At 71.8% G+C, this 26,213-nt stretch carries 24 protein-coding genes; 8 read left to right on the top strand and 16 right to left on the bottom strand.

Annotated features, from left to right (window positions below; all coding sequences use genetic code 11):
* Window positions 1–13: 13 nt before the first annotated feature.
* The 9 genes from E1293_RS05115 to E1293_RS05075 all read right to left on the bottom strand — a co-directional run bounded on the left by E1293_RS05115 (window position 14) and on the right by E1293_RS05075 (window position 9,537).
* Complete coding sequence (locus tag E1293_RS05115) at window positions 14–1,201, bottom strand: ROK family transcriptional regulator (protein ID WP_207938672.1); 1,188 nt, start codon at window positions 1,199–1,201, stop codon at window positions 14–16.
* Window positions 1,202–1,404: 203 nt separating this feature from the next.
* A complete protein-coding gene (locus tag E1293_RS05110) occupies window positions 1,405–2,013 on the bottom strand; it encodes a GTP-binding protein (RefSeq protein WP_132194317.1) in 609 nt (202 codons plus the stop codon).
* Window positions 1,994–2,377 (bottom strand): DUF742 domain-containing protein, encoded by a 384-nt coding sequence (locus tag E1293_RS05105; protein ID WP_132194315.1) that lies wholly within the window; start codon window positions 2,375–2,377, stop codon window positions 1,994–1,996. Before E1293_RS05105 ends, E1293_RS05110 begins: the two co-directional genes overlap by 20 nt.
* A gap of 1 nt (window position 2,378) precedes the next feature.
* On the bottom strand, window positions 2,379–2,822 hold the full coding sequence (locus E1293_RS05100) for a roadblock/LC7 domain-containing protein (RefSeq protein WP_132194313.1): 444 nt from the start codon (window positions 2,820–2,822) through the stop codon (window positions 2,379–2,381).
* Window positions 2,819–5,398: a sensor histidine kinase gene (locus E1293_RS05095; protein WP_132194363.1), complete on the bottom strand. Its 2,580-nt coding sequence runs from the start codon at window positions 5,396–5,398 to the stop codon at window positions 2,819–2,821. Before E1293_RS05095 ends, E1293_RS05100 begins: the two co-directional genes overlap by 4 nt.
* A 131-nt stretch (window positions 5,399–5,529) precedes the next feature.
* A complete protein-coding gene (locus tag E1293_RS05090; RefSeq protein WP_132194311.1) occupies window positions 5,530–6,177 on the bottom strand; it encodes a GTP-binding protein in 648 nt (215 codons plus the stop codon).
* Window positions 6,158–6,538 (bottom strand): DUF742 domain-containing protein, encoded by a 381-nt coding sequence (locus E1293_RS05085; protein WP_132194309.1) that lies wholly within the window; start codon window positions 6,536–6,538, stop codon window positions 6,158–6,160. The genes E1293_RS05090 and E1293_RS05085 overlap by 20 nt, the downstream gene beginning before the upstream one ends.
* Before the next feature lie 3 nt (window positions 6,539–6,541).
* A complete protein-coding gene (locus E1293_RS05080; protein ID WP_132194361.1) occupies window positions 6,542–6,988 on the bottom strand; it encodes a roadblock/LC7 domain-containing protein in 447 nt (148 codons plus the stop codon).
* Window positions 6,988–9,537, bottom strand: coding sequence for a sensor histidine kinase (locus tag E1293_RS05075; protein ID WP_132194307.1), 2,550 nt, complete (start codon window positions 9,535–9,537; stop codon window positions 6,988–6,990). Before E1293_RS05075 ends, E1293_RS05080 begins: the two co-directional genes overlap by 1 nt.
* 350 nt (window positions 9,538–9,887) lie before the next feature.
* Here E1293_RS05075 and E1293_RS05070 point away from each other — a divergent pair, with 350 nt between their 5' ends.
* On the top strand, window positions 9,888–10,730 hold the full coding sequence (locus E1293_RS05070) for a sirohydrochlorin chelatase (protein WP_132194305.1): 843 nt from the start codon (window positions 9,888–9,890) through the stop codon (window positions 10,728–10,730).
* A 181-nt stretch (window positions 10,731–10,911) separates the two neighbouring features.
* Here the strand turns inward: E1293_RS05070 and E1293_RS05065 are convergent, their stop codons facing one another.
* Together E1293_RS05065 and E1293_RS05060 are read right to left on the bottom strand one after the other, a co-directional pair.
* Window positions 10,912–11,709, bottom strand: a complete 798-nt coding sequence (locus tag E1293_RS05065; protein WP_132194303.1) for an enoyl-CoA hydratase/isomerase family protein — start codon at window positions 11,707–11,709, stop codon at window positions 10,912–10,914.
* A gap of 4 nt (window positions 11,710–11,713) precedes the next feature.
* Window positions 11,714–12,616 (bottom strand): SDR family oxidoreductase, encoded by a 903-nt coding sequence (locus tag E1293_RS05060; RefSeq protein ID WP_132194301.1) that lies wholly within the window; start codon window positions 12,614–12,616, stop codon window positions 11,714–11,716.
* 211 nt (window positions 12,617–12,827) lie between these two features.
* On the opposite strand from E1293_RS05060, the gene E1293_RS05055 reads away from it, so the two are divergent.
* The gene (locus E1293_RS05055; protein WP_132194299.1) at window positions 12,828–13,895 is read left to right on the top strand and encodes an NAD(P)H-dependent amine dehydrogenase family protein; all 1,068 of its coding nucleotides are present in this window, start codon (window positions 12,828–12,830) and stop codon (window positions 13,893–13,895) included.
* 7 nt (window positions 13,896–13,902) lie between these two features.
* Here E1293_RS05055 and E1293_RS05050 read toward each other — a convergent pair whose 3' ends face one another.
* The gene (locus tag E1293_RS05050; RefSeq protein ID WP_132194297.1) at window positions 13,903–14,574 is read right to left on the bottom strand and encodes a DedA family protein; all 672 of its coding nucleotides are present in this window, start codon (window positions 14,572–14,574) and stop codon (window positions 13,903–13,905) included.
* A 153-nt stretch (window positions 14,575–14,727) separates the two neighbouring features.
* Here E1293_RS05050 and E1293_RS05045 point away from each other — a divergent pair, with 153 nt between their 5' ends.
* The 6 genes from E1293_RS05045 to E1293_RS05025 all read left to right on the top strand — a co-directional run bounded on the left by E1293_RS05045 (window position 14,728) and on the right by E1293_RS05025 (window position 22,236).
* Entirely contained in the window at window positions 14,728–15,636 is a 909-nt protein-coding gene (locus tag E1293_RS05045; RefSeq protein WP_132194295.1) for a glutathione S-transferase family protein, read from the top strand.
* A 62-nt stretch (window positions 15,637–15,698) separates the two neighbouring features.
* A complete protein-coding gene (locus E1293_RS05040) occupies window positions 15,699–16,370 on the top strand; it encodes an AIM24 family protein (protein WP_132194293.1) in 672 nt (223 codons plus the stop codon).
* Between the two features lie 258 nt (window positions 16,371–16,628).
* The gene (locus E1293_RS05035; RefSeq protein ID WP_132194291.1) at window positions 16,629–20,342 is read left to right on the top strand and encodes a multifunctional oxoglutarate decarboxylase/oxoglutarate dehydrogenase thiamine pyrophosphate-binding subunit/dihydrolipoyllysine-residue succinyltransferase subunit; all 3,714 of its coding nucleotides are present in this window, start codon (window positions 16,629–16,631) and stop codon (window positions 20,340–20,342) included.
* Between the two features lie 72 nt (window positions 20,343–20,414).
* The gene (locus E1293_RS47280; protein ID WP_165978082.1) at window positions 20,415–20,591 is read left to right on the top strand and encodes a DUF6104 family protein; all 177 of its coding nucleotides are present in this window, start codon (window positions 20,415–20,417) and stop codon (window positions 20,589–20,591) included.
* A 60-nt stretch (window positions 20,592–20,651) separates the two neighbouring features.
* Window positions 20,652–21,509, top strand: a complete 858-nt coding sequence (locus E1293_RS05030; RefSeq protein ID WP_243716027.1) for a DUF4097 family beta strand repeat-containing protein — start codon at window positions 20,652–20,654, stop codon at window positions 21,507–21,509.
* Between the two features lie 4 nt (window positions 21,510–21,513).
* Window positions 21,514–22,236 carry a PadR family transcriptional regulator gene (locus E1293_RS05025; protein ID WP_132194289.1) on the top strand — a complete coding sequence of 241 codons (723 nt, stop codon included), beginning with the start codon at window positions 21,514–21,516 and terminating at the stop codon, window positions 22,234–22,236.
* 30 nt (window positions 22,237–22,266) lie between these two features.
* Here the strand turns inward: E1293_RS05025 and E1293_RS05020 are convergent, their stop codons facing one another.
* The 4 genes from E1293_RS05020 to E1293_RS05005 form a co-directional block, all read right to left on the bottom strand.
* The gene (locus E1293_RS05020; protein ID WP_132194287.1) at window positions 22,267–23,235 is read right to left on the bottom strand and encodes a zinc-binding dehydrogenase; all 969 of its coding nucleotides are present in this window, start codon (window positions 23,233–23,235) and stop codon (window positions 22,267–22,269) included.
* Between the two features lie 76 nt (window positions 23,236–23,311).
* Window positions 23,312–24,064, bottom strand: a complete 753-nt coding sequence (locus tag E1293_RS05015; protein WP_132194357.1) for an amino acid ABC transporter ATP-binding protein — start codon at window positions 24,062–24,064, stop codon at window positions 23,312–23,314.
* A gap of 77 nt (window positions 24,065–24,141) precedes the next feature.
* Window positions 24,142–25,056, bottom strand: coding sequence for an amino acid ABC transporter permease (locus tag E1293_RS05010; RefSeq protein ID WP_132194285.1), 915 nt, complete (start codon window positions 25,054–25,056; stop codon window positions 24,142–24,144).
* 4 nt (window positions 25,057–25,060) lie between these two features.
* Window positions 25,061–25,963, bottom strand: a complete 903-nt coding sequence (locus tag E1293_RS05005; RefSeq protein WP_132194283.1) for an ABC transporter substrate-binding protein — start codon at window positions 25,961–25,963, stop codon at window positions 25,061–25,063.
* Between the last annotated feature and the right edge of the window lie 250 nt (window positions 25,964–26,213).

Here is a 26,213-nt window from a genome sequence, read left to right as displayed (position 1 = left end):
GCCTCCTCGGGGGTCAGGACGCGGCGAAGACGTGGTCGCTGATGAGCCGGGCGCCGCCGACCACGCCGGCGGCGCCGGCGAGTTCGGACAGCACGATCGGGAGGTTGCCGGTCGCGAGCGGCGCGGACCGGCGGTAGACGACGCTGCGGATCTCGGCGAGCAGCGTGTGGCCGAGGCCCGCGACGCCGCCCGCGATGATGACGAGGCCGGGGTTGAAGAAGCTGACCAGCCCGGCGAGGACCTGCCCGACGTGCCGGCCGCCCTCCCGGATGATCTGCACGGCGACCGGGTCGCCCGCCGCGGCGGCCTCGCCGACGTGCTCGGCCGACAGCTCCCCGTGGGTCTCCAGCAGCGCCGCGAGCTGGGTGGACGCCCCCGACCGCGCCGCGGCCTCGGCGTCGCGCGCCAGTGCCGCGCCGCCGAAGTAGGCCTCCAGGCAGCCCGCGTTGCCGCACGCGCAGATCGGCCCGTCGTCGTCGACGCGGATGTGGCCGATGTCGCCGGCGCTGCCCGACATGCCCCGGTAGATGGCGCCGTGCACCACGATGCCGCAGCCGATGCCGGTGCCGATCTTCACCAGCAGGAAGTCGTCGACCGACCGGGCGAGCCCGGCGTGCAGCTCGCCGAGCGCCATCAGGTTCACGTCGTTGTCGACGAGCACCGGGCAGCCCAGCTCCTGCCCGATCGCGTCCCGCACCGGGAACCGGTCCCAGCCGGGCATGATCGGCGGGACGACCGGCATGCCGTCCCGGAAGCTGACCGGGCCCGGCACCCCGATCCCGGTGCCGTGCACCTGCGGGATGAGGCCCTCGTCGCGGAGCTTGCCGAGCAGGTCCAGCGCCCGCTCCAGCACCACGGTCGCGCCCTGCCGGACGTCGCACTGCTCGCTCACGTGGCCGAGCACCTCCATCGCGCCGTCGGTCACCGCGACGTCGATCGAGGTCGCCCCGATGTCGAACGCCACGAACCGCAGGCTCGGCGACAGCCGCACGATCCCGGACCGCCGCCCGCCGCGCGACGCCGCGAGCCCCGCGCCCTCCACGAGCCCGAGCTCGACGAGCCGGTCCAGCTCGACGGCCAGCTTCGACCGCGACAGCCGGACGACGTCGCCCAGCTCGGCGCGCGAGCGCGGCCCCTCGTCGCGCAGCAGCCGCAGCAGCCGTGCCTGATGCACGTTCTGCGGACGAGCCGACATGCGCATCACGCCGTCCTCTCGGGCTCCGCGCCGGCGCCGTGTGACCCCGGTCTCATGCCGAGACCGTAACCGGCTTTCGCCGCCTTGAGAAGACCTTTCCCCTAGATCATCACAACTTTCCCCACAAAAAAGACAAAGTCACGAATGAGCAACGGCCCGCGACCACCGCGCAGCGCGCGGCGGCCCCGGGCCGTTGGCCGTTCGAGCGGTCAGTAGCTGACCGGCTGCCGGCCTGTGCTCATCGTTCGCATGATGTGTTCGACCAGGGTGATGAGGACGCGCTTGGCGTCCTCCCGGTCGCGGACGTCGCAGGAGATGACCGGGATGCTCGGGGACAGGTCCAGGGCGTCGCGGACCTGGTCGGCCGAGTGCATGCCGGCACCGTCGAAGCGGTTGACCCCGATGATGAACGGGACGCCGCGGCGTTCGAAGTAGTCGACCGAGGCGAAGCAGTCGGCCAGGCGGCGGGTGTCGACGAGGACGACGGCGCCGAGGGCGCCCTTCGCCAGTTCGTCCCACATGAACCAGAACCGGTCCTGGCCGGGGGTGCCGAAGACGAACAGCACGAGTCCGTTGGGCAGGGTGATCCGCCCGAAGTCCATCGCCACCGTCGTCGTGGTCTTGTTCGCGACGGCGCTGGTGTCGTCGACCCCGATGCTTCGCTCGGTCAGCGCCTCCTCGGTGCGCAGCGGGCGGATCTCGCTGACCGCGCTCACCAGAGTCGTCTTGCCGACGCCGAAACCACCGGCCACGAGGATCTTCACCGTCAGCGCCGAGTCGCCCTGCTGGGCGGCCGCGTCAGAGCGCACGGATTCCATCGATCACTTCCTTGAGTACGCGCTCGCCGGGGAACTGCGCCACCGGCGCGGGACGCCGGACCTGGATCAGCGAGTGGTCGAGCAGGTCACCGAGCAGGACACGGACGACCCCGAGGGGGAGTTCCAGATCCGACGCTATCTCGGCGACCGACAACGGGGTGCGGCAAAGCTCCAGGATCATGTCATGTTCGGGCTCCGGTGCCCACGGGGTGACGGGCAGGGTGTCGTCGCCGGGCTCCGGCGAGGCGGCGGCGATCAGCGCGACGAGGTCGAACTCGACGCCGTCGTAGTGCGTGCGGCCTCCGGTGAGGGCGTACGGGCGGACGACGGGGCCCGCCGCGTCGTCGTACCAGGCCGTGCCCATCTCACGCGCCGCCGGTCTCGGCCGCGATCCGCGGGTTCGCCGACAGGTGCTGCCCGACCCGGGTGACCAGCATCGCCATCTCGTAGGCGATGATCCCGAGGTCGGCGTCGGCGGCGGCGAGGACGGCGAGGCAGGCGCCCCGGCCGGCGGCGGTGACGAACAGGAACGACGACTCCATCTCCACGATCGTCTGCCGGACGGGGCCGCCGCCGAACGACTCCCCCGCCCCGCGGGCGAGGCTCTGGAAGCTGGCGGCCACCGCGGCGAGGTGGTCGGACTCCGCGGGCGACAGCCCGCTGGACGCGGCCATCCGCAGCCCGTCGCTGGACAGCACCACCGCGTTCTGCACCGGGGCGACCCGCTGGACGAGGCTGTCGAGCAGCCAGTTCAGGTCGCCGCCGGCTCCGCCCGGGACCTCCGCGCCGGAGTGCTGGGGCTGTGTCATGGGGTGTCGTCCTCCTGGTCACCTGGGTTGCCCGCGGCCTCCGGGTCGGCCGCGTCATGCCGGCCGCGCTCCCAGCCGCGTTGCATGGCGGACATCATCGATCGCATCGCCTCGGGCGAGCGGGGAGCATCGTCGTCGTCCGGTCCATCGTGTGTCGGAACGGTCCCGCCGGAGTCGCGCGCGTCCATGGGGACGGGCGCGGACAGCGGCATCCCGGCCGGTGCGGGCGCCGGTGGCGGGGCGGCCGGCGGTTCGGGCGGGGCCTGGCCCTGCTCGGCCAGATGCGCGTCCACCCGCTTCTTGAGCTGGGGTGCCAGGTGCGTCTGCCGCCTGCGCTTGGGCAGCTCCCCCGTCCTGAGCGGCGACGCGGGCTCCGGCGGCGCCTCGGCGGGCGCGGGCTCCGGCGGCTCCGGCGGCGGCGGCGCGGGGGCGGCCTCGGGCGGACGCTCGCTCGGACGCCCGCTCGGCCGGGGCGGCTCCGGCGCGGCCGGCTCGGCCTCGGCGACCAGCCGGACGACGCCGCCCGGCTCGACCGCCGGCAGCACGGACGCGGGCAGCGCCGCGGCCGGGTTCGCCAGCGTCTGCATCGGCCCGGTGGCGCGGCGCACGGCCGGCTCCTGCTCGGCGGTCTCCACGACGAGCGAGCCGGGGATCAGCGCGATCGCGGTCGTCCCGCCGTACGGGGACGGGCGGAGCGTGACGGTGATGTCGTGCCGCTCGGCCAGCCGCGCGACGACGAACAGGCCGAGCTGGGCGCTGTCGGACGGGTCGAACTCGGGCGGGTTCGCGAGCCGCTCGTTGGCGGCGCGCAGCGCCTCCTCGGTCATGCCGAGGCCGCGGTCCTCCACCTCGATGGCGAACCCGCTGGCGACCGGCTGCCCGCTGACCCGCACCGGCGACTGCGGCGGCGAGAACGTGGTGGCGTTCTCCACCACCTCGGCGAGCAGGTGGATGACGTCGGCGACGGCGGAGCCGAGCAGCGCGATGCGCGGCAGCGGCTGCACCCGGACGCGCGGGTAGTCCTCGACCTCGGCGACCGCGCCGCGCACCACGTCCACCAGCGGGACGGGACGGCGCCAGCCGCGCCCGGCGGTCTTCCCGGCGAGGATGACCAGGCCCTCGGCGTGCCGGCGCATGCGCGTCGCGAGGTGGTCGAGGCGGAACAGGTCCGACAGCTCGGACGGGTCCTCGGTGCGCCGCTCCATCGTGTCGAGCAGGCTGAGCTGGCGGTGCAGCAGCGCCTGGTTGCGGCGCGCGAGGTTGACGAACACCTCGCTGATGCCGCGCCGCGCGGCGACCTCGCCCTCGGCGGCCAGCAGCACGGCCTCGCGGGCCCGGTCGAAGGAGTCGGCGATCTGCCGGATCTCGCTGATCCGGTAGTCGACGCCCGGTTCCGGCTCCGGCTCGGCCGGGTGCCCGGCGCGGATCTGCCCGGCGAGCTTCGGCAGCCGCTCGGTGGTGAAGTCCACGACGCCGCCGGCGAGCGTGCGGCACTCGCGCAGCAGCCGCCGGGAGACCCGGGCCGCGATCACCGCGGACAGCACGATCGCGAGCAGGCCGAGGCCGCCGGCGAGGCCGAGCCGCACGAACGTGCGGACCGCGATGCTCTGGGCGTGGCTGGTCACCCCGTCGAGGGCCTCGTTCTCATAGCCGAACAGGCGGCCGTTGGCGGTGTCGGCGACGGTCCGCCACACGGTCGGGTCGATGGTCTGGACGCCGCGCTTGGCGGCCCGTGCCGTCCCGGTGCCGGACCCGCGGCTCTTGTGCACCGCGGCGACCTTGGCCGGCGGGTCGGCGCCGCGGATGACCTGGTCCTCCAGCTCGCGGAGCTGGATCAGCTGCGGCGAGGCGGCGAGGCGCTGGTAGCGGGCGGGCGCCGGGGCCGGCAGGTTCGGCGTGTTGTCGGCGTACAGCATCCGCTGGGCCCCGACCAGCTGCGCGAACTGTCCGCGCTCGGCGGCGCTGACGTGCCCGGCCGCCAGCGCGCCGGTCAGCAGGGCGTCCTCGCGGGCCATGAACTCCCGGCCGCGGGCGACGGCGGTGAGCGTGCGGCCGTCGGCGGTGATGCTCCCGTTCCCGGGCGTGGTGGAGCTGTAGACGGCGAAACCCGCGTCGATGATCGTGTTGTACTCGCGCAGCACGTGCTGGCGGTCGACGACCCGCTCGTCCACGCCGCGGCGGATGCCCTCCAGGGTGCCGATCTTCTGCACGAGGTCGTCGATCCGGCGGACCGTCTGGGGCAGGATCGAGTCGCGCAGCCCCTGGTCCCGGCTGCCCTCGCGGACCTCCTCGACGGCCTTGTCGGTGGCCTGCCGCTGCGTCCGCATCGCGCCGAGATTGGTGCTCCGGTCGCCGCCGAGCTCCGCGGTGGACAGCCGCCGCTCCGTCTGCACCGCGCTCATGAGCCGCTGTGTGGGCAGCAGCGTCAGATCTTGGTACTTCTTGCTCTGCAGGAGCAGGTGCGCATCGCCGTAGGTGATGCCGGTGAGGAACACCCACAGCGAGATGAGCGCCAGCAGCGGCACGACGACCAGCAGGCTGATCCTCGCCCGGACGGAGGAGAAACGGGAGCCCATCACGGCTGGAAGACCCTGCTCACGGGCGTCGCGGTCGGCATTGGGGGGCGGAACATGCGGGGGAAACCTCCCGATGCGTGGAGTACGGGGGTGTGCGGGAGCCTACTACGTCGCGGGTTCACGATGATCGGTCATTCGGTCACCGTGCGTGCCTCCTCTTCGCCCGGACTCTCGTCCGGCTTATCGTCCGGCCAGGTCAGGACGTGTTCCATCAGCGCCACGAGCACCTCCTTGGACGACTCGCGGCGGCGGACGTCGCACAGCACGACCGGGACCCCGGGGTCCAGGTCGAGCGCGATCGCGATGTCGCCGGCCCGGTGCGTCCGCTCGCCGTCGAAGCAGTTGACCGCCACCACGAACGGGACGCCGCGGCGCTCGAAGTAGTCGATCGCCGGGAACGAGTCCTTCAGCCGGCGGGTGTCGGCGAGCACGACGGCGCCGATCGCGCCGGCGGCCAGCTCGTCCCACATGAACCAGAACCGCTCCTGGCCGGGCGTGCCGAACAGGTAGAGCAGCAGCTGGTCCGACAGCGTGATGCGGCCGAAGTCCATGGCGACGGTCGTGGTCGCCTTCGCGCGGACGCCGGTCACGTCGTCGACCCCGGCGCCGCGGTCGGTCATCGGCTCCTCGGTGTGCAGCGGCCTGATCTCGCTGACCGAGCCGACCATGGTGGTCTTGCCGACGCCGAAGCCGCCCGCGATGAGGATCTTCGTCGTGACGAGCGGGCGGGCGCCCGCGGGCGGTGCGGCGGGCGGCCGGTCAAAGTGCACGGAGCCCATTGAGCACCTCCCTCAGCACGCCGGTCGGCGGGCGCCGCCCGGCGGCCGCGTCCGCCTCGGCGACCACCGCGACCAGGCCCTCGTCCCGCAGGTCGCCGAGCAGCACCCGGACGACCCCGATCGGCAGGCCGAGGTCGGACGCCAGGTCGGCGACCGGCACGGGCGACGCGCAGCCGCGCAGCACCCGCGCGTGGTCGGGGCTGTAGCGCAGCCGGTCGCCCGCCGGGACGCCGGTGGCCGCCACCACCGCGATCAGCTCGAAGCCCGCGCCCTCGGGGCGGGTCCGCCCCCGCGTCATCGCGTACGGGCGCACGACCGGACCGGCCTCCCGGTCCAGCCACCGCTCTGCCGACGGGGTCATCGGTCAAAAGCCCCGCGACCCGGGCCCTCCGAACCCCTCCCCGCCGCCCGGCTCGACGCCGAACCGCGGGCTCGCCTGCAGGTGCTGGCCGACGCGCTTGACCAGCACCGCCATCTCGTAGGCGACGAGCCCGGCGTCGGCCTCGGCCTCGGCGAGCACGGCGAGGCAGGTGCCGTCGCCGGCCGCCGTCACGAACAGCAGCAGCGCGTCCATCTCGATGATGGTCTGCCGGACGTTCCCGCCGGCGAAGTGCCGGCCGGCGCCGCGCGCGAGGCTCTGCACCCCGGACGCCAGCGCGGACAGGTGCTCGGCGTCCTCGCGCGCCAGCTCGTTGGACGCGGCCACGGCCAGCCCGTCGCGCGACAGGATCACCGCCTGCCGCACCGTCGTGACCCGCTCGGCGAAGTCGTTGAGCAGCCAGTTCAGCTCACCGGTCGCGGTGTTGTGCATCATCGGGTTCCCTCATCCCCCATGTCGGACGCGCGTCCGCGCCGCCATCCCTGCTGTATCGAAGCCATCAGCGAGCGTGCCTCCTCGGGCGAGCGTGCGATGCCCCCGGCCGTCGGTCCGCCGGCCCGGGGCGGCGGCGGGGGTCTCTTGCGCAGTTGCGGGGCCAGGTTCTTCTGCCGGACCCGGCGCGGCAGGCCGGCGTGCGTCCCGGCCGGCTCCCAGTCGTCGTTCTCGTCCTGCTCGTGATGCTCGTCTCCGCGGTTCTCGTCGTGCTCGGCGTTCTCGTCGTGCTCGTCCATCGTCACCGCCCGGTCGGGTCGCCGCTCGTCCTCCCGCGGGGGTACGGCGTCGTCCGACCAGGGGTTCGGGGCGGGACGCGGCGGCACCTCGGGCGCCGGACGGTCCGGGGCGCCCCACGGCCCCACGGGCGCGGTCAGCTCCGGCAGCACGGGCGGCGCCTCCACCCGTCCGCCGGCGCCCTCCAGGCGGTCGCGCAGCGGGACCACCGCGTCGGGGGCCGGCGCGGCCACGAGCGCCGCCTCGTCCTCCTCGGCAATGCCGTCGATGACGGTGTCGAGCGGGGACGCGGTGGCCTCGCCGGGACCGCCCGGCGCGGCCGGCAGGGTCCCGGCGGTCAGCCGCTCCTCCGGCACCACCAGCTCGTGCGGCAGCAGGACGATCGCCGTCACGCCGCCGTACGGGGACCGGTGCAGCGTCACCGTGATGTCGTGCCGGGCGGCCAGCCGCGCGACGACGAACAGCCCGAGCTGGTCGGTGTCGACGATGTCGTACCGCGGCGGCTCGGCGAGCCTGCGGTTGGCCTCGGCGAGCAGCTCCGGCTTGACGCCGAGGCCGCGGTCCTCGATCTCGATGGCGAACCCGGTGCCGACCCGCTCGGCCATGACCCGCACCTCGGTGTTGGGCGGGGAGAACGTCGCCGCGTTCTCGATCAGCTCGGCGAGCAGGTGGACGACATCGGTGACGGCCGCGCCGATGAGGCCGTCCGCGGACTCGGTCAGCACGCCGGCGCGGGTGTAGTCCTCGATCTCCGAGACGGCTGCGCGCAGCACGTCGGCGATCCGCACCGGCTGCCGCCAGCCGCGCCCGGGCGTGGCGCCGGACAGGATGATGAGGCTCTCGGCGTGCCGCCGCATGCGGGTGGTGAGGTGGTCGATGCGGAACAGGTCTTCCAGGTCGTCGGCCTCGGCGCGGCTCTCCAGCCCGTCCAGCATCGTCAGCTGGCGGTGCAGCAGCGACTGGTTGCGGCGGGCGATGTTGAGGAAGATGCGGCTGACGCCGGCGCGCAGCTCCGCCTGCCCGACGGCGGCGTCGACGGCGGTCCGCTGCACCGCGGCGAACGCGTCGGCGAGCCGGGCGACCTCGGTGGTGCGGCCGGCGTGCAGCGGCGGCGCCTCCGCGGCGACGTCCACGCTCTCGTTGCGGCTCAGCCGCCCGACGATGCCGGGCAGCCGCTCGCCGGCCAGCTCCTCGGCGGAGCCGCGCAGCCCGACCAGCTCGCGGACGAAGCCGCGCGCGAACCGCAGCGTCAGCAGCACCGACCCGATGATGGCGAGCAGGCCGAGGCCGCCGACGACGCCGAGCCTGAGGTAGGCCTGCCGGCCGAGGTCGTCGGCGTGCTCGCCGGCGCGCTGGGAGTTGCCGAGCACCATCCGGTTGACCGACTGGACGAGCGGCTGCACCGTCCGCTGCCAGTCCTCGGCGTCGACCGGGAGCGGCTTGCGCGGGTCGGCGTCGGCGATGCGGTCCTCCATCGCCTTGAAGCTCTGGTACTGCGGGGACGCGAAGACCTGCGCGGTGCCGGTCCGGTACACGACCGGGTCGAGCAGCGAGCGCTGCTTGATCCACTGCCAGCGCTGCTCGCCGACCATCTCCACGAACAGCCGGTGCTCGGCCCGGGTCATCTCGCCCTTGCTGATGAACGCGCCGGCGACCAGCGCGTTCTCGCGCTGCAGCAGCTCCATGGCGCGGCCGGCGTGCCGGGTGGACAGCGTCCAGTTGTAGAGGGCGGAGTCGTCGATGACGACGAGCGCGTCGTAGAGGCGGTGGATGTCGTCGACCATCGTGCCGTAGCCGTTGACGGCGGTGAGCCGGTCGACGGACCGGGCGTCGACCGCGGCCCGCAGCCCGCCGAGCCCGCCGAGCGCCCGCAGCACGTCGCTGACGCGGCCGTCCATCTCCTCGCTGGTGGCGTCGCGCGCGGCGGCGGAGGTGGCCTCGCGGCGGAAGTGCTCGACGGCCTCGTCGACGCGGGAGCGCTGCGAGAAGAGGGTGACCGGCGTGCCGCCCGCGGTGGAGCGCGGGGTGCTGAGGAACACCGCCGACGCCTGGCGCTCCTTGCCCAGTTCCAGGAGGACGCTCTGTCCGCTCGGCGCGAACTTGCGGTCGAGCGTGTGGTAGCGGCGCTGTGCCAGCGCGTCCCGGCCGGTGACGGCCGCGGCGTATCCCCAGAGCGCGACCAGCGACAGCAGCGGCACCAGCAGCAGCGCGGTGACCTTCGAGCGGATCGACCGCGTACGGGGGGATTTCATGTGACCTCGAACGTTCTGGCACGGAGGGTCCCTGGATCATAAAGGCCGTCCGCGACGAACCCGCAACCCCTTTGGCGGCATTAGGCCGCATTGCCGCCATTCCGGATCACCTGCGGCGATGCCCCCGAAGATCATGATGTCACCGAACCGGCCGCAAGGAGATAGCGGCAAATCCGGACAACTTACTTCATTTCCCCCTGTTGCTCGGGGACATTGCACCATACTCTTCTTCTTCACCCACCGCTCGCGTCGCGACCGGCACGGGAAGGAGAGCCGAGATTCATACAGGCAACGACGACGGCCGGGCCGGGAGGATGGTTCCCGGGCCAGAGGGCGTTACGATGCCCGCCGTGAGTCCCGAAAGCCAGGCATCCGAGGCACTGCCGTCCCGACGGCGCCGCACCCCCCGCGGCGGGAGGCACCGCGGGGACGAGTCCTTCCTGCTGCCGCCCGGATCCCCCACGCTCATCCTCGCCGTCCCCGGGCCCGCCCACCGGGCCGGTACCGAACTCGCCGCAGAGCTCGCCCGGCTCGTCGAACTGGAGCACACCGGCCAGCCCGCCTACGTCGGCCACCTGGAGGGCGACGACGCGAGCCTGCGCGCCGTGCTCGGCGGGCTCCGGCAGCAGGACGACGAGCTCGCGGCCGTGGTGGTGCCGCTGTCCACCGGGCCCGACCCCGCGCTGGACGCCGCCGTGCGCGCCGCCGTGGCGGGCTCCCCCGTGCGCACCGTCGCCGCCGAGCCGCTCGGCCCGCACCCGCTCATCGCCGAGGCGCTGCACGACCGGCTCGCCGACGCGGGCCTCGCCCGCGCCGACCGGATCCGGCTGATGACGATGGTCACGGCCGCGTCCGGCGTCATCGTCGCCACCCCCGGCGACGCGACCGCCGTCCGGCAGGCCGAGGTCACCGGCGTGCTCCTCGCCTCCCGCCTCGCCGCCCCGGTCTTCACCGCCTCGCTGAACGACGAGGCGTCGGTGAAGGCGGCCGCCGAGCAGCTCCGCGCGGCCGGCGCCACGTCCATCGCCGTCGCCCCGCACCTGATCGGCCCCGAGCCGGAGGGCGCCCTGGTCCCGAACGCCGCCGCCACCGTGGGCGCGGCCTACTCGGCTCCCCTGGGCCCCCACCCGGCCCTGGCCCGCCTGGCGTCCCTCCGCTACGTGGAAGCCCTCTCAACCGCACTCGCTGATTAGCCCGCCCGGTTCTCACCCCGGCCGGAGCTCACGGGTCGGGCGGCCGGAGGGCGCTCTAGCGCCCGGAGGTCGCCCGACCCGCCGGGCGGGAGGCCGTTTCACGAGACGCGGAGCGGATCGGGAAATGGTCTTCCGCCCGTAACGGGGGTTCCAGGGGGTCGCCCCCCTGGGAAGACACGGCTTAGCGGTTGTTGAAGTTGGGTCGGCGTTTGTGCAGCGTGGCGGTCATGCCTTCGGCTAGGTCCTCGGTGAAGAAGGCTAGGGTCTGGACGGCCGTTTCCGCCATGAGCTGCCCGCGCAGGCCGGGGACGTCCAGGGACGCGTTGAGCAGCTCCTTCGTGCGCCGCAGCCCGTACGGGGACTTGGTGAGCAGTTCGTCGGCGAGCGCCTGGGCGGCCGCCAGGTCCGCGCCCTCGGCGGTGGTCTCGGTGATGAGGCCGAGGGCGTCCGCGCGGGCCACGTCCAGCCGCTGGGCGCGGTAGGCGATCTCCGCGGCCCGGGCAGGGCCGACCAGCCGGGGCAGCAGCCAGGACAGGCCGCAGTCCCCCGCCGACAGGCCGAGGTCGGTGAACGGCACCACGAAGCGGGTGGTGGGGTCGGCGACCCGCAGGTCGCAGGCCAGGGCCCAGGACACGCCCATGCCCGCGACGGGGCCGTGCAGCGCGGCGACCACCGGCTGCGGGATCTCCCGCAGCCGCGCGGTGACCTCGCCGCCGCGGGCGATGCCCCGGTAGAGCCGCTGCACGCGGCCCTCGGCGTTCTCGCCGCCCGGGTCGCCGCCCTGGATGTCCATGCCCGAGCAGAAGCCGCGGCCCGCACCGGTGAGCACGACCACCCGGGTGGAGGGGTCGCGCATCAGCTCGTTGAGGACGTCCAGCATCTCCTCGGTCAGGGCGCCGTCGACGGCGTTGAGGCGCTCCGGACGGGACAGGGTGATGGTGAGCACCCCGTCCCGCCGGTCGAGCTCGATCCCGGCCAACGGCTCAGGAGGTGAGCTGCTGGATCAGGGGGCCCATCTGCTCGCCCACGTTCTTGAACACGGTCATCGGGTCCGCCGCGCTGATGGCCGCCCAGTTGTCCCGGACGTCCTCCACCGACAGCGTCTCCTTCTGCCCGTAGCCGGGGCCCTCCGCGACGAAGATCCGCGCGATGCGGCCGCCGCCGACGGTGTAGACCTCGCCGGTGTCCTCGTTGGACTCGTGCACGAGGTAGGCGACGAGCGGGGTGACCTGGTCGACGCCGAGCTTGCCGGCGAAGTCGGCGGGCAGCAGGTCCTCGGTCATCCGGGTCCAGGCGACCGGCGCGATCGCGTTGGCCTTGATGTTGTACTTGGCGCCCTCCTGGGCGAGGGTCTTGGTGAACCCGACCAGGCCCATCTTGGCGGTGGAGTAGTTGGCCTGGCCGAAGTTGCCGAACAGGCCCGCCGGGGACGAGGTGTTCACGATCCGGCCGTAGCCCTGCTCGCGCAGGTGCGCCCAGGCGGCGCCGGCCACCAGGAACGAGCCGCGCAGGTGGACGGCGATGACCGCGTCGAACTCCTCCGGGCTCATGTTCTTGAACGACTTGTCGCGCAGGATGCCCGCGTTGTTGACGACGATGTCGACCTTGCCGAAGGCGTCCAGCGCGGACTTGATGATCGCCTGCGCGCCCTCGGGCGTCGCGACGTTGTCGGGGTTGGCGACGGCCTCGCCGCCGTCCTTCTTAATCTCGTCCACGACCTCCTGCGCGGGGCCGGCGGAGGCGCCGACACCGGACCGGTCGCCGCCGAGGTCGTTGACGACGACCTTGGCGCCGCGCTTGGCGAGCTCCAGCGCGTGCTGGCGGCCGAGGCCGTGGCCCGCCCCGGTCACGACCGCCACGCGGCCGTCGTAGCGCAGTTCCGACATCTCGTGTCTCCTCACACATCGCACCGACTACGCCCCCAGGTAATCACCCGAGGGTTACCCAGTGGTACCACTAAACCGAATCCCGCTCGGCCAGTGGCCCCCGGGGTTCCGTTTCTGCGTACGATGGGACGTGGGGGGAAGTTGCGTCGAATGCCCCAATTGCCGGGGGCTGCCGCGTACGCTCCGCAGGAGCAACGGAGGTCCTGTCCCGATGAGCCCAGCCGCCGCGTACACGCCGAGTCCCCGCCGCTACCGCGTGGTGCAGTGGGCGACCGGCGCGATCGGCCGCAGCGTGATCCGCGGTGTCCTCGACCGCGACGACATGGAACTCGCCGGCGCGTGGGTGCACACCCCGGCCAAGGCGGGCGCCGACGCCGGGACGCTCGCGGGCCGCGACCCCATCGGCGTCATCGCGACCGGCGACCTCGACGAGATCCTCGACCTGGACGCCGACTGCGTCATCCACGCCCCGAGCCCGGTGCAGGACCGGTTCTCCGAACTGGACACGCTCTGCGCCCTGCTGGCGTCCGGCAAGAACGTGATCTCGGTGAGCGGGCTCGTCTACCCGCAGGCGCACGGCCCGGTCTTCGTCAACGAGCTGGAGCAGGCCTGCAAGCGGGGCGGCGTCTCGGTGCACGGCAGCGGGGTCAGCCACGGCTTCATGGCGGACGTCATGCCGCTGATGCTGTCGCGCCTGTCCCGGCGGATCACCCACGTCTACGCCCGGGAGTGCTCGGACTTCGCCCGGCATCCGTCCTGGCGGATGGTCCACCACATGCTCGGGTTCGGCAAGAACGAGGAGGCGTACCTGCGCGCGCTGCGGCCGAGCCGCGCCGGGATGCGGTCGATGTACTCCGAGAGCCTGCAACTGGTCGCCGCCGGCCTCCACGTCGACCTCGACGAGATCGACGTGGACATCGACTACCGGCTGGCCGGCGCCGACCTCGCCACCGCCGCCGGGCCGATCCCGCGCGGCACCGTCGCCGCGGCCCGCTGGACGTTCAGCGGCATCGCCGCCGGCCGCCCGGTGATCACCCTGGAGATCGTGCACAAGGCGAACGCCGCGCGGATGCCCGACGAGTGGGGGCGGCCCGGCTACTCGCTGCGCGTGGACGGCCGCCCGTCGCTCACCCTGACGGCCGACGAGGAGTGGGTCTCCGACGAGATCTCCGCGGCATCCGCGCACGCGCTGAACTCCGTCCCGGTCGTGTGCGCCGCCGAGCCCGGCATCCGGACGTACCTGGACCTGCCGATGGTCAGCGGCCGGATGCGGCTCTGAGCCCGCGCTAGGGCAGCGTCCGGGCCGGTTCGCCCTCGGGCTCGCCGTCCGCCTGGGCCCCGGCCTCCTCGCGGGACTCCCGGCGGTGCTTGCGGACGCTCCACACCACCAGCGCGACGACGGCCGCGACCGCGAGCCCGATCGCCAGGCCGCGGCCCGCCAGCTTGGCCGCGTGCTCGAACGCCGTGCCCGCGAAGTAGCCGCCGAGCGTGAACGTCACCACCCAGGTGACGCCGCCGATGACGTTGAAGACCAGGAACTTCGGATACGGCAGCCGCGAGCTTCCCGCGAGGGCCGGCATGAGTGCCCGCAGCAGCGCGGTGAACCGGCCGATGAACACCGCGAACGCGCCGCGGCGGCGGATCAGCTCCTGCGCGCTCGTGACCTTGGACCGGTGTTTTCGCATCATCGGCACGTCCAGCAGCCGCGGCCCGTACTTGCGGCCGATCTCGTAGCCGACCGAGTCGCCGGCCACGGCCGCCACCACCGCGATGACCAGCAGCAGGGGCAGCGACAGGACGTCCTGGCTGGCGAGGACGCCGCCGACGACGATCGCGGTCTCGCCGGGGAAGACGAACCCGACGAACAGCGCGGCCTCGGCGAACACCAGCGCCGCGATGATCAGATAGACCAGCGCGGGCGGCAGGCCGTCCACCAGGGCGTTGAATTGCTCGAGCATGGACCCCCGCCATCTCGCGTCCGTCATCGCAAACCGCCGAGGCTGTTCGCCTCTAGCTACCGACGGTTATGGTAGCCGCGAGGTTCCCGCACCCGGATCGGTCTCAGGAGCCAGATCCGGGCCGATACCCCGCGACTTCTGGAGGAGTCCACCATGAGCGTGCAGGAGGTCGAGGGAGGCCGGTTCGTCCGGCAGCCGAACCGGTTCACCGAGCGGATCACCGCCGACGGGTCGGGCGGCCTGCCCGCCGAGCCAGGCCGGTACCGGCTCTTCGTCTCCTACGCGTGCCCGTGGGCGCACCGCACGCTGATCGTGCGGCGGCTCCTCGGCCTGGAGGACGTGGTCGGCGTCGCGGTCGTCGACCCCATCCGGGACGAGCGGGGCTGGCGGTTCCCCGACCGCGACCCCGTCACCGGCGCCGTCTTCCTCTCCGAGCTGTACCTGGGCACCGACCCGTCGTTCGAGGGCCGCTACACCGTCCCGTGCATCTGGGACACCGAGACGAAGCGCCTGGTCACCAACGACTTCCCGGACATCACCACGATGCTGGAGACGGAGTTCACCGCCCACCACCGCCCGGACGCGCCCGACCTGTACCCGGAGGCGCTGCGCCCCGAGATCGACGAGCTGAACGAGCTCGTCTACCGGACGGTCAACAACGGCGTCTACAAGGCCGGGTTCGCCACCTCCCAGGGCGCCTACGAGGAGGCGTTCGACGCCCTCTTCGGCACCTTCGACCGGCTTGAGGAGCGCCTCTCGACCCGGCGCTACCTGTTCGGCGACGAGATCACCGAGGCCGACGTCCGGCTCTACCCGACGCTCGCCCGCTTCGACGCCGTCTACCACTCGCACTTCAAGTGCAACCTGCGCCGCCTGGCCGACTACGGCAACCTGTGGGGCTACGCCCGCGATCTGTACTCTGTCCCCGCTTTCGGCGAGACGACGAACTTCGACCACATCAAGCGGCACTACTACGTGACCCAGCGCAACATCAACCCGTCCGGTGTCGTCCCCAAGGGTCCGCTCATGGACTGGACCGCCGCACATGACCGGGGACGATGACGTCTTTTCCCTCGTTATGCTGGCGGATCTCCAGTAACCCGCACGAGAGGCACGACCCGACCATGCGCAGCCAGTTCTTCAACAACCTCGAGCAGGGGCAGCAGCTCCCCGGCCACTTCGCCCTCCAGAACTCCAAGATGCTCCGGGTCCACCTGAACGGGGACGTCCTCGCCCGGCAGGGCTCCATGGTCGCCTTCCAGGGCCAGATGGAGTTCGACTACGAGGGCGCCGGCGGCATCGGGAAGTTCATGAAGAAGGCCCTGACCGGCGAGGGCGTCCCCCTCATGCGCGTCAAGGGGCAGGGCCTGCTGTTCGCCGCCAACGACGCCGACGACATCCACCTGTTCTACCTGGAGAACGAGGGGCTGACCGTCAACGGCAAGAACATCCTCGCCTACGACTCGCACCTGCAGTCCGACATCCAGCGCGTCCAGGGCGCCGGGATCGCCGCGGGCGGCCTGTTCAACACCACCCTCACCGGCACCGGCTGGGTGGCGCTCACCACACACGGCACCCCCGTCATGCTCGACTGCGGCCGCGCTCCGACGTTCGCCGACGGCCAGTCCGCCGTCGCGTGGAGCACCAGCCTCCAGGTCGGCGTCAACCGCACCATGAAGGCCGGCGCCCTCATCGGACGCGGCAGCGGCGAGGCGATGCAGCTGGCCTACCAGGGCCAGGGCTTCGTCCTCATCCAGGCCAGCGAGGGCCCGACGGTCGCCCCGCACACCCACTGACCTGCCGCGCCGCTCGCCGGCGGTCGCGTGCGAAGCCAGGTTCGAGCCTGCGAGAACCTGATCGCGCAGCGAGCCGCCAGGCGAGTCGGAGCGATGCTAGCGACCGCAGCGTTGCCCGCCAGCGGAGGGCCTCCAGGCCCGACGCGCCTAAGGGCAATGCGATTCAATACAGCCCTGGCGTGCCGGGGAGGCAAGTGCGAGTAGCCTTGACCTCGTCTCAGAACCAACTGCGAGCTGCGGAAGAGGGCGATCTCCGCCGTGTCGACAGAGTCGTCGCAATCTAGTGCCGACCCAAAGATCACAGACTTCGGCGCCAACGAGTGGCTGGTCGACGAGCTGTACCAGAAGTACCTCGAAGACCCGAACAGCGTTGACGAAGCCTGGTGGAACTTCTTCGCGGACTACCAGCCGGACAGCCGGCCGGTGTCCGCGACCCCCGCGTCCCCCCAGGCGCCCGCCGAGAGCGCGGGCGGCAAGGCCCCGAACGGCAGCGCGGCCGCTCCGCCGACACCGGTGCAGCCGCCGAAGGCGCCCGGCAAGGCCGCGGCGCCCAAGGCGGCGCCGAAGACGGAGAGCAAGCCCGCCCCGCCGCCGGTGCCGGCGGGCGCGGAGGAGGTCCGGCTGCGCGGCGTCGCCGCCCGGACGGCCACCAACATGGAGGCCAGCCTCGCCGTGCCGACGGCGACGAGCGTGCGGGCCGTCCCGGCGAAGCTGCTGATCGACAACCGCATCGTCATCAACAACCACCTGAAGCGCGGGCGCGGCGGCAAGGTCTCGTTCACGCACCTCATCGGGTACGCGATCGTCAAGGCGCTCGCGGCGATGCCGGAGATGAACGCCGCCTTCACCGAGGTCGACGGCAAGCCGGTGCTGGTCCGGCCGGAGCACGTCAACTTCGGGCTGGCCATCGACCTGCCGAAGAGCGACGGCACCCGGCAGCTGGTGGTGCCGAGCATCAAGGCCGCCGAGACGCTGGACTTCCGCCAGTTCTGGGCCGCCTACGAGGAGATCGTCCGGAAGGCGCGCGGCGGCAAGCTCACCATCGACGACTTCCAGGGCACCACGATCAGCCTGACGAACCCGGGCACGATCGGCACCGTCCACTCGGTGCCGCGGCTGATGCCCGGCCAGGGCGCGATCATCGGCGTGGGCGCGATGGAGTACCCGGCCGAGTTCGCGGGCGCGTCCGGCGAGACGCTGTCGCGCATGGGGATCAGCAAGGTGATGACGCTGACCTCCACCTACGACCACCGGATCATCCAGGGCGCGCAGTCCGGCGACTTCCTGCGCCGCATCCACCAGCTGCTGCTCGGCGAGGACGGCTTCTACGACGAGATCTTCGAGGCGCTGCGCATCCCGTACGAGCCGGTGCGCTGGGTCAAGGACATCTCCGCCACCCACGAGGACGACGTCGCCAAGGTCGCCCGCGTGCACGAGCTGATCCACGCCTACCGGGTCCGCGGCCACCTGATGGCCGACACCGACCCGCTGGAGTACAAGCAGCGCCGCCACCCCGACCTCGACATCCTCAAGCACGGCCTCACCCTGTGGGACCTGGAGCGCGAGTTCGCGACCGGCGGGTTCGGCGGCAAGCCGACGATGAAGCTGCGCGACATCCTCGGCGTGCTGCGGATGGCGTACTGCCGCACGGTCGGCATCGAGTACATGCACATGCAGGACCCGGAGGAGCGCGCCTGGATCCAGGAGCGCGTCGAGGTCCCGCACGAGAAGCCGTCGCGCGAGGAGCAGCTGCACGTGCTGCGCCGCCTCAACAGCGCGGAGGCGTTCGAGACGTTCCTGCAGACGAAGTTCGTCGGGCAGAAGCGGTTCTCGCTGGAGGGCGGCGAGTCCGTCATCCCGCTGCTGGACGCGGTGATCTCGGCGGCGGCGAAGGAGAGCCTGGACGAGGTCGTGGTCGGCATGGCGCACCGCGGCCGGCTGAACGTCCTCGCCAACATCATCGGCAAGTCCTACGGGCAGATCTTCGGCGAGTTCGAGGGCAACCTCGACCCGCGCAGCGCGCAGGGCTCCGGCGACGTGAAGTACCACCTCGGCGCGTCCGGCGACTTCGTGGCGGGCGACGGCTCCAAGATCCACACCGAGCTGGTCGCGAACCCGTCCCACCTGGAGACGGTCGACCCGGTGCTGGAGGGCGTCGTCCGCGCCAAGCAGGACCTGCTGGACGTCGGCGAGGCAGGGTTCAGCGTGCTGCCCGTGCTCATCCACGGCGACGCGGCGTTCGCCGGGCAGGGCGTGGTGGCCGAGACGCTGAACCTGTCGCAGCTGCGCGGCTACCGCACCGGCGGCACCGTGCACGTGATCATCAACAACCAGGTGGGCTTCACCACCGCCCCCGAGTACTCGCGGTCCAGCGTGTACTCGACGGACGTGGCCCGGATGATCCAGGCGCCGATCTTCCACGTGAACGGCGACGACCCGGAGGCCTGCTTCCGGGTGGCGCAGCTCGCGTTCGAGTACCGGCAGACGTTCAAGAAGGACGTCGTCGTCGACATGGTCTGCTACCGGCGGCGCGGCCACAACGAGGGCGAGAACCCCTCGTTCACGCAGCCGCTCATGTACGACCTGATCGACGCCAAGCGGTCCGTCCGCAAGCTGTACACCGAGGCGCTGATCGGCCGCGGCGACATCACGGTGGAGGAGGCCGAGCAGGCGCTCCGCGACTACCAGGAGCAGCTGGAGCGGGCCTTCACCGAGACCCGCGAGGCCGTGAAGAAGCCCCTGGAGCCGGGCTCGGTCGTGAAGCCGGACGTCGAGGAGCGCATCCCGATCGACCACGGCAAGGCCGGGTCGGCGATCTCGCAGGAGACCGTCAAGCGGCTGATCGACTCGCAGGTCAGCCTGCCGGAGGGCTTCACCCCGCACCCGCGGCTCCAGCCGATCCTGCAGCGCCGCGCCCAGATGATCGAGGACGACGCGATCGACTGGGCCACCGGCGAGCTGCTGGCGATGGGCTCGCTGCTGATCGACGGGCACCCGGTCCGGCTCGTCGGGCAGGACACCCGGCGCGGCACGTTCGGCCAGCGGCACGCGGTGCTCGTCGACCGCAGGACCGGCGAGGAGTACACGCCGCTGAAGCAGTTCGGGCAGGGCGTGTCGAAGTTCTACGCGCACGACTCGCTGCTCAGCGAGTACGCGGCGATGGGCTTCGAGTACGGCTACTCGATGACCCGGCCGGACGCGCTGGTCGTGTGGGAGGCCCAGTTCGGCGACTTCGCCAACGGCGCCCAGTCGATCGTGGACGAGTACATCTCGTCCGGCGAGCAGAAGTGGGGCCAGCACTCCGGCGTCGTGCTGCTGCTGCCGCACGGCTACGAGGGCCAGGGGCCCGACCACTCGTCCGCGCGGATCGAGCGGTACCTGCAGCTGTGCGCGCAGGACAACATGACCGCCGTCTACCCGACGACCCCGGCGAACTACTTCCACCTGCTGCGCTGGCAGGTGCTGTCGGGCCGCAACAAGCCGCTGGTCGTGTTCACGCCGAAGTCGCTGCTGCGGCTGAAGGCGGCGACGTCGCCGGTCGAGCAGGTCACCGGCGGCGCGTTCCAGCCGGTCATCCCGGAGAGCGACCCGGCGGTCGACCCGGCGGGCGTGCGGCGGGTGCTGCTCACCACCGGCAAGATCTACTACGACGTGGTGAAGGCCCGGCAGGCGGCCGGCGCCACCGACACCGCGGTCGTCCGGGTCGAGCGGCTGTACCCGCCGCCGGTCGACGAGATCAAGGCGGAGCTGGCCAAGTACCCGGCCGGCGCCGAGGTCGTGTTCGTGCAGGACGAGCCCGCCAACATGGGCGCCTGGCCGTTCATGGCCCTGAAGCTGCCGCACCACATCGAGGGGCTGAAGATGTCGCGGGTGTCGCGCCCGGCGTCCTCGTCCCCGGCGGTGGGTTCGGCGAAGCTGCACCAGGCCGAGCAGGAGGCGCTCCTCGCGCGGTTGTTCGGCGAGCCGAAGTAGAGATTCCGGACCGAGGGCTCCGGTGCGCACCGCGCGCCGGGGCTCTCGGCGTCCCTATGGAGAGAGCACGCCATGTACTTCACCGATCGGGGCATCGAGGAGCTGACGGAGCGGCGCGGCGCGGAGGAGGTCAGCCTGACCTGGCTGGCGGACCGGCTGCGCGAGTTCGTCGACCTGAACCCCGAGTTCGAGACCCCCGTCGAACGCCTTGCGACCTGGCTCGCCCGGTTGGACGACGAGGACGGGTAGCCGCCGCCAAGACGCGATACATCTTGACTTTCCGGTGACGCGACATATCGTGTTTACTGGATGCTGAGCCGCTCGGACGAAGGGCACCTGGCGATGTCGCGCTGGACGATCGACGAACCGACCACCCTCGACTTCGACGGCGTGGTCGCGCTGCGGGTCACGCTGATCGCGGGCAGCATCTCGGTGCTGGCCTCCGACGAGCGCCCGTCCATCATGATCGGCGACATCGAGGGCCCGCCGCTGATCATCACGCACGAGGCCGGCATGCTGACCGTCACCCACGAGAGGCTGTGGGAGGGCATGCTGAACTGGCTGCGCACCCACCGCGCCCACGCGGCGATCACGGTGACCGTCCCGCGCGACTGCCCGGTGGTCCTCAACCTCGTGTCGGCGGACGCGGTGGTGACCGGCATGACGTCCCGCACGTCCATCAAGAGCGCGTCGGGCGACGTGATACTCGACGGCGTCGCGGGCGCGATCGACGCCAACACGGTCTCCGGCGCGATCGAGGCGCAGGGCCTGGACGGGACGATGTCGTTCACGTCGGTGTCCGGCGACCTGTCCCTCGCCGGCGCGTCCGTCGAGCGGCTCGCGGCCCGCGCGGTCAGCGGCCGGATCGCCGCCGACATCGACCTGTCCGGCGCCGGCGGCGTCGATGTCAACACGGTCTCGGGCGAGGTGGCGCTGCGCGTCGCCGAGTCCACGAACGCGCAGGTCACGCTGAACTCGGCGGCCGGGCGGATCGAGACGTCCTTCCCGGAGCTGGCGCCGCAGGAGCGGACCGTCGCGCGCAGCACCACCGGCAAGATCGGGGACGGCTCCGGGCGGCTCGCGGTCAACACGGTGTCCGGCACCATCACCCTCCTCGGCCGCGACGGCGACGCCTCCGAGATCACCGGCCCCCGAATGGAGAAGTGAGCACGTGAGCCCCGTCTTCGGCCACGGCCGGCTGCGGCTGTACCTGCTGAAGCTGCTGGAGGAGAGCCCGCGGCACGGCTACGAGGTGATCCGGCTGCTCCAGGACCGGTTCCTCGGCGTCTACTCCCCCTCCCCCGGCACGATCTACCCGCGGCTGGCCCGGCTGGAGTCCGAGGGCCTGGTCACCCACGAGGTGGTCAAGGGCAAGAAGGTGTACTCGCTGACCGACAAGGGCCGCGAGGAGCTGGAGCGCCGGATGGACGAGCTGGCCGACCTGGAGGACGAGATCTCCGCGTCGGCGCAGGAGTTCGCGCGCGGCGTGCAGGAGGACGTCCGGCAGACCGTCCGGTCGCTGCGCGAGGAGCTGACCGAGGCCGCCCGGACGATGCGCGACCAGGGCAAGGCCACGTCCAAGGAGGCGTGGAAGGAGACCACCGAGCGCCAGAAGGACGAGTGGCGCCGGCAGAAGGATTACTGGCGCGAGCAGAAGCAGGCGTGGAAGGAGGAGTGGCGGCAGAACTGGGACGACGCCTGGAAGACGGCGACCGGCACCCGCGAGGACGTCGCCCGCCTCAAGCTGGAGCGCCTGCTCCGCCAGTTCGTCGAGGACGTCCGCAAGGGCGCCAAGAAGGCCGCCCTGGACGACGACGACCTCGCCGCCGCGCAGGCCCTTCTCGACGAGGCCCGCGAGCGGCTGAGGAACGAGGTCTTCCGCAAGAAGCCGTGACCGGGAAGGCTCCGGCCACGGCCCGTCACCTCACGGCGTGAAGACGATCTTGCCGAAGAGGTCACCTTCGGCCATCGCGGCGAAGCCCTCCCGGGCCTGGCTCAGCGGCAGCGTCCGGTCGATCAGCGGCTTGGTGCCCGTCTTGACCAGGAACCGCGCGAGCCGCTCCAGCTGGTCCCGCGTCCCCATGGTCGAGCCGATCACCTGCAGCTGCAGGAAGAACACCCGGTTCAGCTCCGCCGGCGGCACCTGTCCGCTGGTGGCGCCGGACACGACGATCCGGCCGCCGGGCCGCAGCGACTTCAGCGAGTGCGCCCAGGTCGCCTCCCCGACGGTCTCGATGACGGCGTCCACCCGCTCGGGCAGCCGCGCGCCCGTCTCGAACGCGGCGTCCGCGCCGAGTTCCTGGGCGCGCTTGCGCTTGGCCTCGCTGCGGCTGGTCGCGTAGACGCGCAGGCCGGCGGCCGACGCCAGCGCGATCGCGGCGGTCGCGACGCCGCCGCCCGCCCCCTGCACGAGGACGGACGAGCCGGGCCTCAGCTCGGCCTTGTCGAACAGCATCCGGTACGCGGTGAGCCACGCGGTCGGCAGGCACGCCGCCGCCGCGAACGACAGTTCGGTGGGTTTCGGGACGAGGTTGCGGCGCGGCACCGCGACCTTCTCCGCGAGCGTTCCCGGATGGACCTCCGACAGCAGCGAGCGCTTCGGGTCGAGGGTCTCGTCGCCGCCGCCCCGGGCCGGGTCGCCGATCACCGAGTGGACGATCACCTCGTTGCCGTCCTCGTCCACCCCGGCGGCGTCGCAGCCGAGGATCATGGGGAGCCTGTCTGCGGGCAGGCCGACGCCCTTCAGCGACCACAGGTCGTGGTGGTTGAGCGCGGCGGCCTTCACCGTGACGGTCGTCCAGCCGTCCGGTACCTCGGGATCGGGCCGCTCCCCCAGCGTGAGCCCGTTCAGCGGATTGTCTGCGTCGATCTGTGTGGCCGTGACAGCGAACATGAACGCACACTAACCGCCCGTCCGATACACCAAACGGCCCGCCCCCGCAAAGGGGGACGGGCCGCCTGTCAGAGCGTCACAGGACCTTGGACAGGAAGTCCTGCGTACGCGGATGCTGCGGGTTGGCCAGGACGTCCCGCGGGGTGCCCTCCTCGACCACGACGCCTTCGTCCATGAAGACCAGCGAGTCGCCGACCTCGCGGGCGAACCCCATCTCGTGGGTGACCACGATCATGGTCATGCCGTCCAGGGCGAGCTGCTTCATGACGTCCAGCACCTCGCCGACCAGCTCGGGGTCCAGCGCCGACGTCGGCTCGTCGAACAGCATCAGCGCCGGCTCCATGGCGAGCGCCCGCGCGATCGCCACCCGCTGCTGCTGCCCGCCGGACAGCTGCGAGGGGTAGCTCGGCGCCTTGTCGCTCAGCCCCACGCGTTCGAGCAGCGCGAGAGCCCGCTCCCTGACCTCGTTCTTCGGCTGCTTCTTGACCCAGACCGGCGCCCCCATGACGTTCTCCAGCACCGTCTTGTGGGGGAACAGGTTGAACCGCTGGAACACCATGCCGATCTCGCGGCGCTGCGCGGAGACCTCGCGGTCGCGCAGCTCGTAGAGCTTCTCGCCCTGCTGCCGGTAGCCGACCAGGTGGCCGTTCACCCACAGCCGGCCCGCGTTGATCTTCTCCAGGTGGTTGATGCAGCGCAGGAACGTCGACTTGCCGGAGCCGGACGGGCCGACGACGCACATCACCTCGCCCTGCCGCACCTCCAGGTCGATGCCCTTCAGCACCTCCAGGCGGCCGAACGACTTGTGCACCTTCTCGGCCTTGACCATCAGGCCGCCGCTCTCGGGCGCGGGCGCCCCGGCCGGCTCCTTGGAGAGGGAGCTGCTCACGATGTCCTCACCTCCGCTCACTGGCCACCGCCCCCGCCGCGGAAGCGGACCCGGGTGCCGCGTGCCGACGCCGCCCTGCCGACGCCGCGGCTGAAGTGGCGCTCAAGGTAGTGCTGGCCGACCATCATGAGAGAGGACAGCAGCAGGTACCACAGGCACGCCATCACCAGCATGGGAATGATCTTGTAGGTGGTGGCGTAGATGGTCTGCGCGGTGAACGTCAGCTCCGAGAACGGGATCGCCGCGACCAGCGAGGTGTTCTTCATCATCGAGAGCGCCTCGTTGCCGGTCGGCGGGATGATGACCCGCATCGCCTGCGGCAGCACGATCCGGCCCATGGTCTGCATCCGGGACATGCCGAGCGCGCTCGCCGCCTCCTGCTGCCCCTCGTCCACCGACAGGATGCCGGCGCGGATGATCTCCGCCATGTAGGCGGCCTCGTTGAGGATGAGCCCGAGCCCCGCCGCGATCATGGCGGTGACGAGCTCCTGCGTCTTCCAGGTGTGGAACTCCGGCCCGAACGGGACGCCGATCCCCACGGTCGGGAACAGCGAGCCGATCGCGCCCCAGATGAGCAGCTGCGTGTACAGCGGCGTCCCGCGGAAGAACCACAGGTAGAACCACGACGCGCTGCTGAGCAGGGGGTTGGCCGACAGCCGCATCAGCGCGAGGACGGTGCCGAGCAGCACGCCGCCGACCATCGCGGCGATGGTGAGCAGGATCGTGTTGCGGACGCCCTTGAGCACGGCGTCCGAGGTGATGTACTTGCGCTGCTCCTCCCACTCCAGCGCGTCGCTGGTCACGAGGAAGTGGACGAACATCGCGACCAGCACCAGCACGACCGCGGCGGCGACCCAGCGGCCCGGGTGGCGGACCGGGACGGCCCGGATCGCCTCGGGCCGTCCCTTCTCGACGTCGGTGTCTGCCGTCATGCGATCAGCTCTGCGCGGCGTTGACCGCCGGCTCGGTGATCGCGCCGCTCTCCACACCGGCGCCGGTGAGGATCTTCTTGTAGGTGCCGTCGGCGATGAGCGCCTTCAGCGCCCCCTGGACGGCCTCCTTGAACTGCGCCGAGTTCTTGCCGATCGTGTAGCCGTAGGGCGCGGTGTCGTAGACCTGGCCGATGATGTCGAGCTTGCCGGTCTTCTTGACCGCGTCGCCGACGATCGGGGAGTCGGCGGCCATCGCGTCCACCTTGCCCGCCACCAGGTCGTTGTTGACCTCGGTCTGCTGCTTGCGGACGACCGACTTGATCGCCGGCTTGCCCGCGTCGGTGCACTTCTTGCTGCGCGCCGTGAGGTCGTCGACCTGCACCGTGCCCTGCTGGACGCCGATGCTCTTGCCGCAGGCGTCGTCGGGGTTGACGCCCTTGGGGTTGCCCTTGAGCGCCGCCCAGGCCGTCCCCGCCGAGTAGTAGGTGACGAAGTCGACGGCCTGCTCGCGCTCCTTGGTGTCGGTGAAGGAGGAGACGCCGGCCTCGTACTTCCCGGACTGGACGCCCGGGATGATCGTGTCGAAGCCCGCGTTGTGGTACTCGGTCTTCAGCCCGAGCTTCGCCGCGACCGCGTCGAACAGCTCGATGTCCCAGCCGACGATCTTCTGCGAGGCGGGGTCGACCGACTCGTTGGGCGGGTAGGACGCGTCCGACCCGACCGAGATCTTGCCGTCCTTCTTGATCGCGTCCGGGACCATGGCCGCGAGCTTGCTGTCGGCGCTCGTCTTGGAGGCCGGGGAGTCGCCAGAGTCGTCACTGTCGCCGCATGCGGACAGCGTGAGGGCGCCCGCCAGCACGAGCGCGCTCGCCGCAACGGTGCGACGGCGCAGAGAACCGATGTTCACTGGTCCCCCTTCAGATGGTTGCGTCGGATCCGCGTAGATCCGAAGGTCAGGTGCACATTTTGGCGCACAACGTCCCTGATCTGGATAAAGGGTCCGAAACAATCACGCAACGAGGAAGCTCCGGACCGGCGACCTCGGTATTCCCCTCCTCCATGCGATCGACCCACCACGGTGTGGGCACGGTCACGTGAGGGTTACCACCCACCCCGGGCTCCGGGCGGGCGGGGCCCTGTGTGGCACAATCGGACAA

The sequence above is a fragment of the Actinomadura darangshiensis genome, from assembly GCF_004349235.1.
GTDB lineage: Bacteria > Actinomycetota > Actinomycetes > Streptosporangiales > Streptosporangiaceae > Spirillospora > Spirillospora darangshiensis.
The sequence above is the reverse complement of the archived record's forward strand: the minus strand, read 5'-3'. Positions and strand labels throughout refer to the sequence as shown.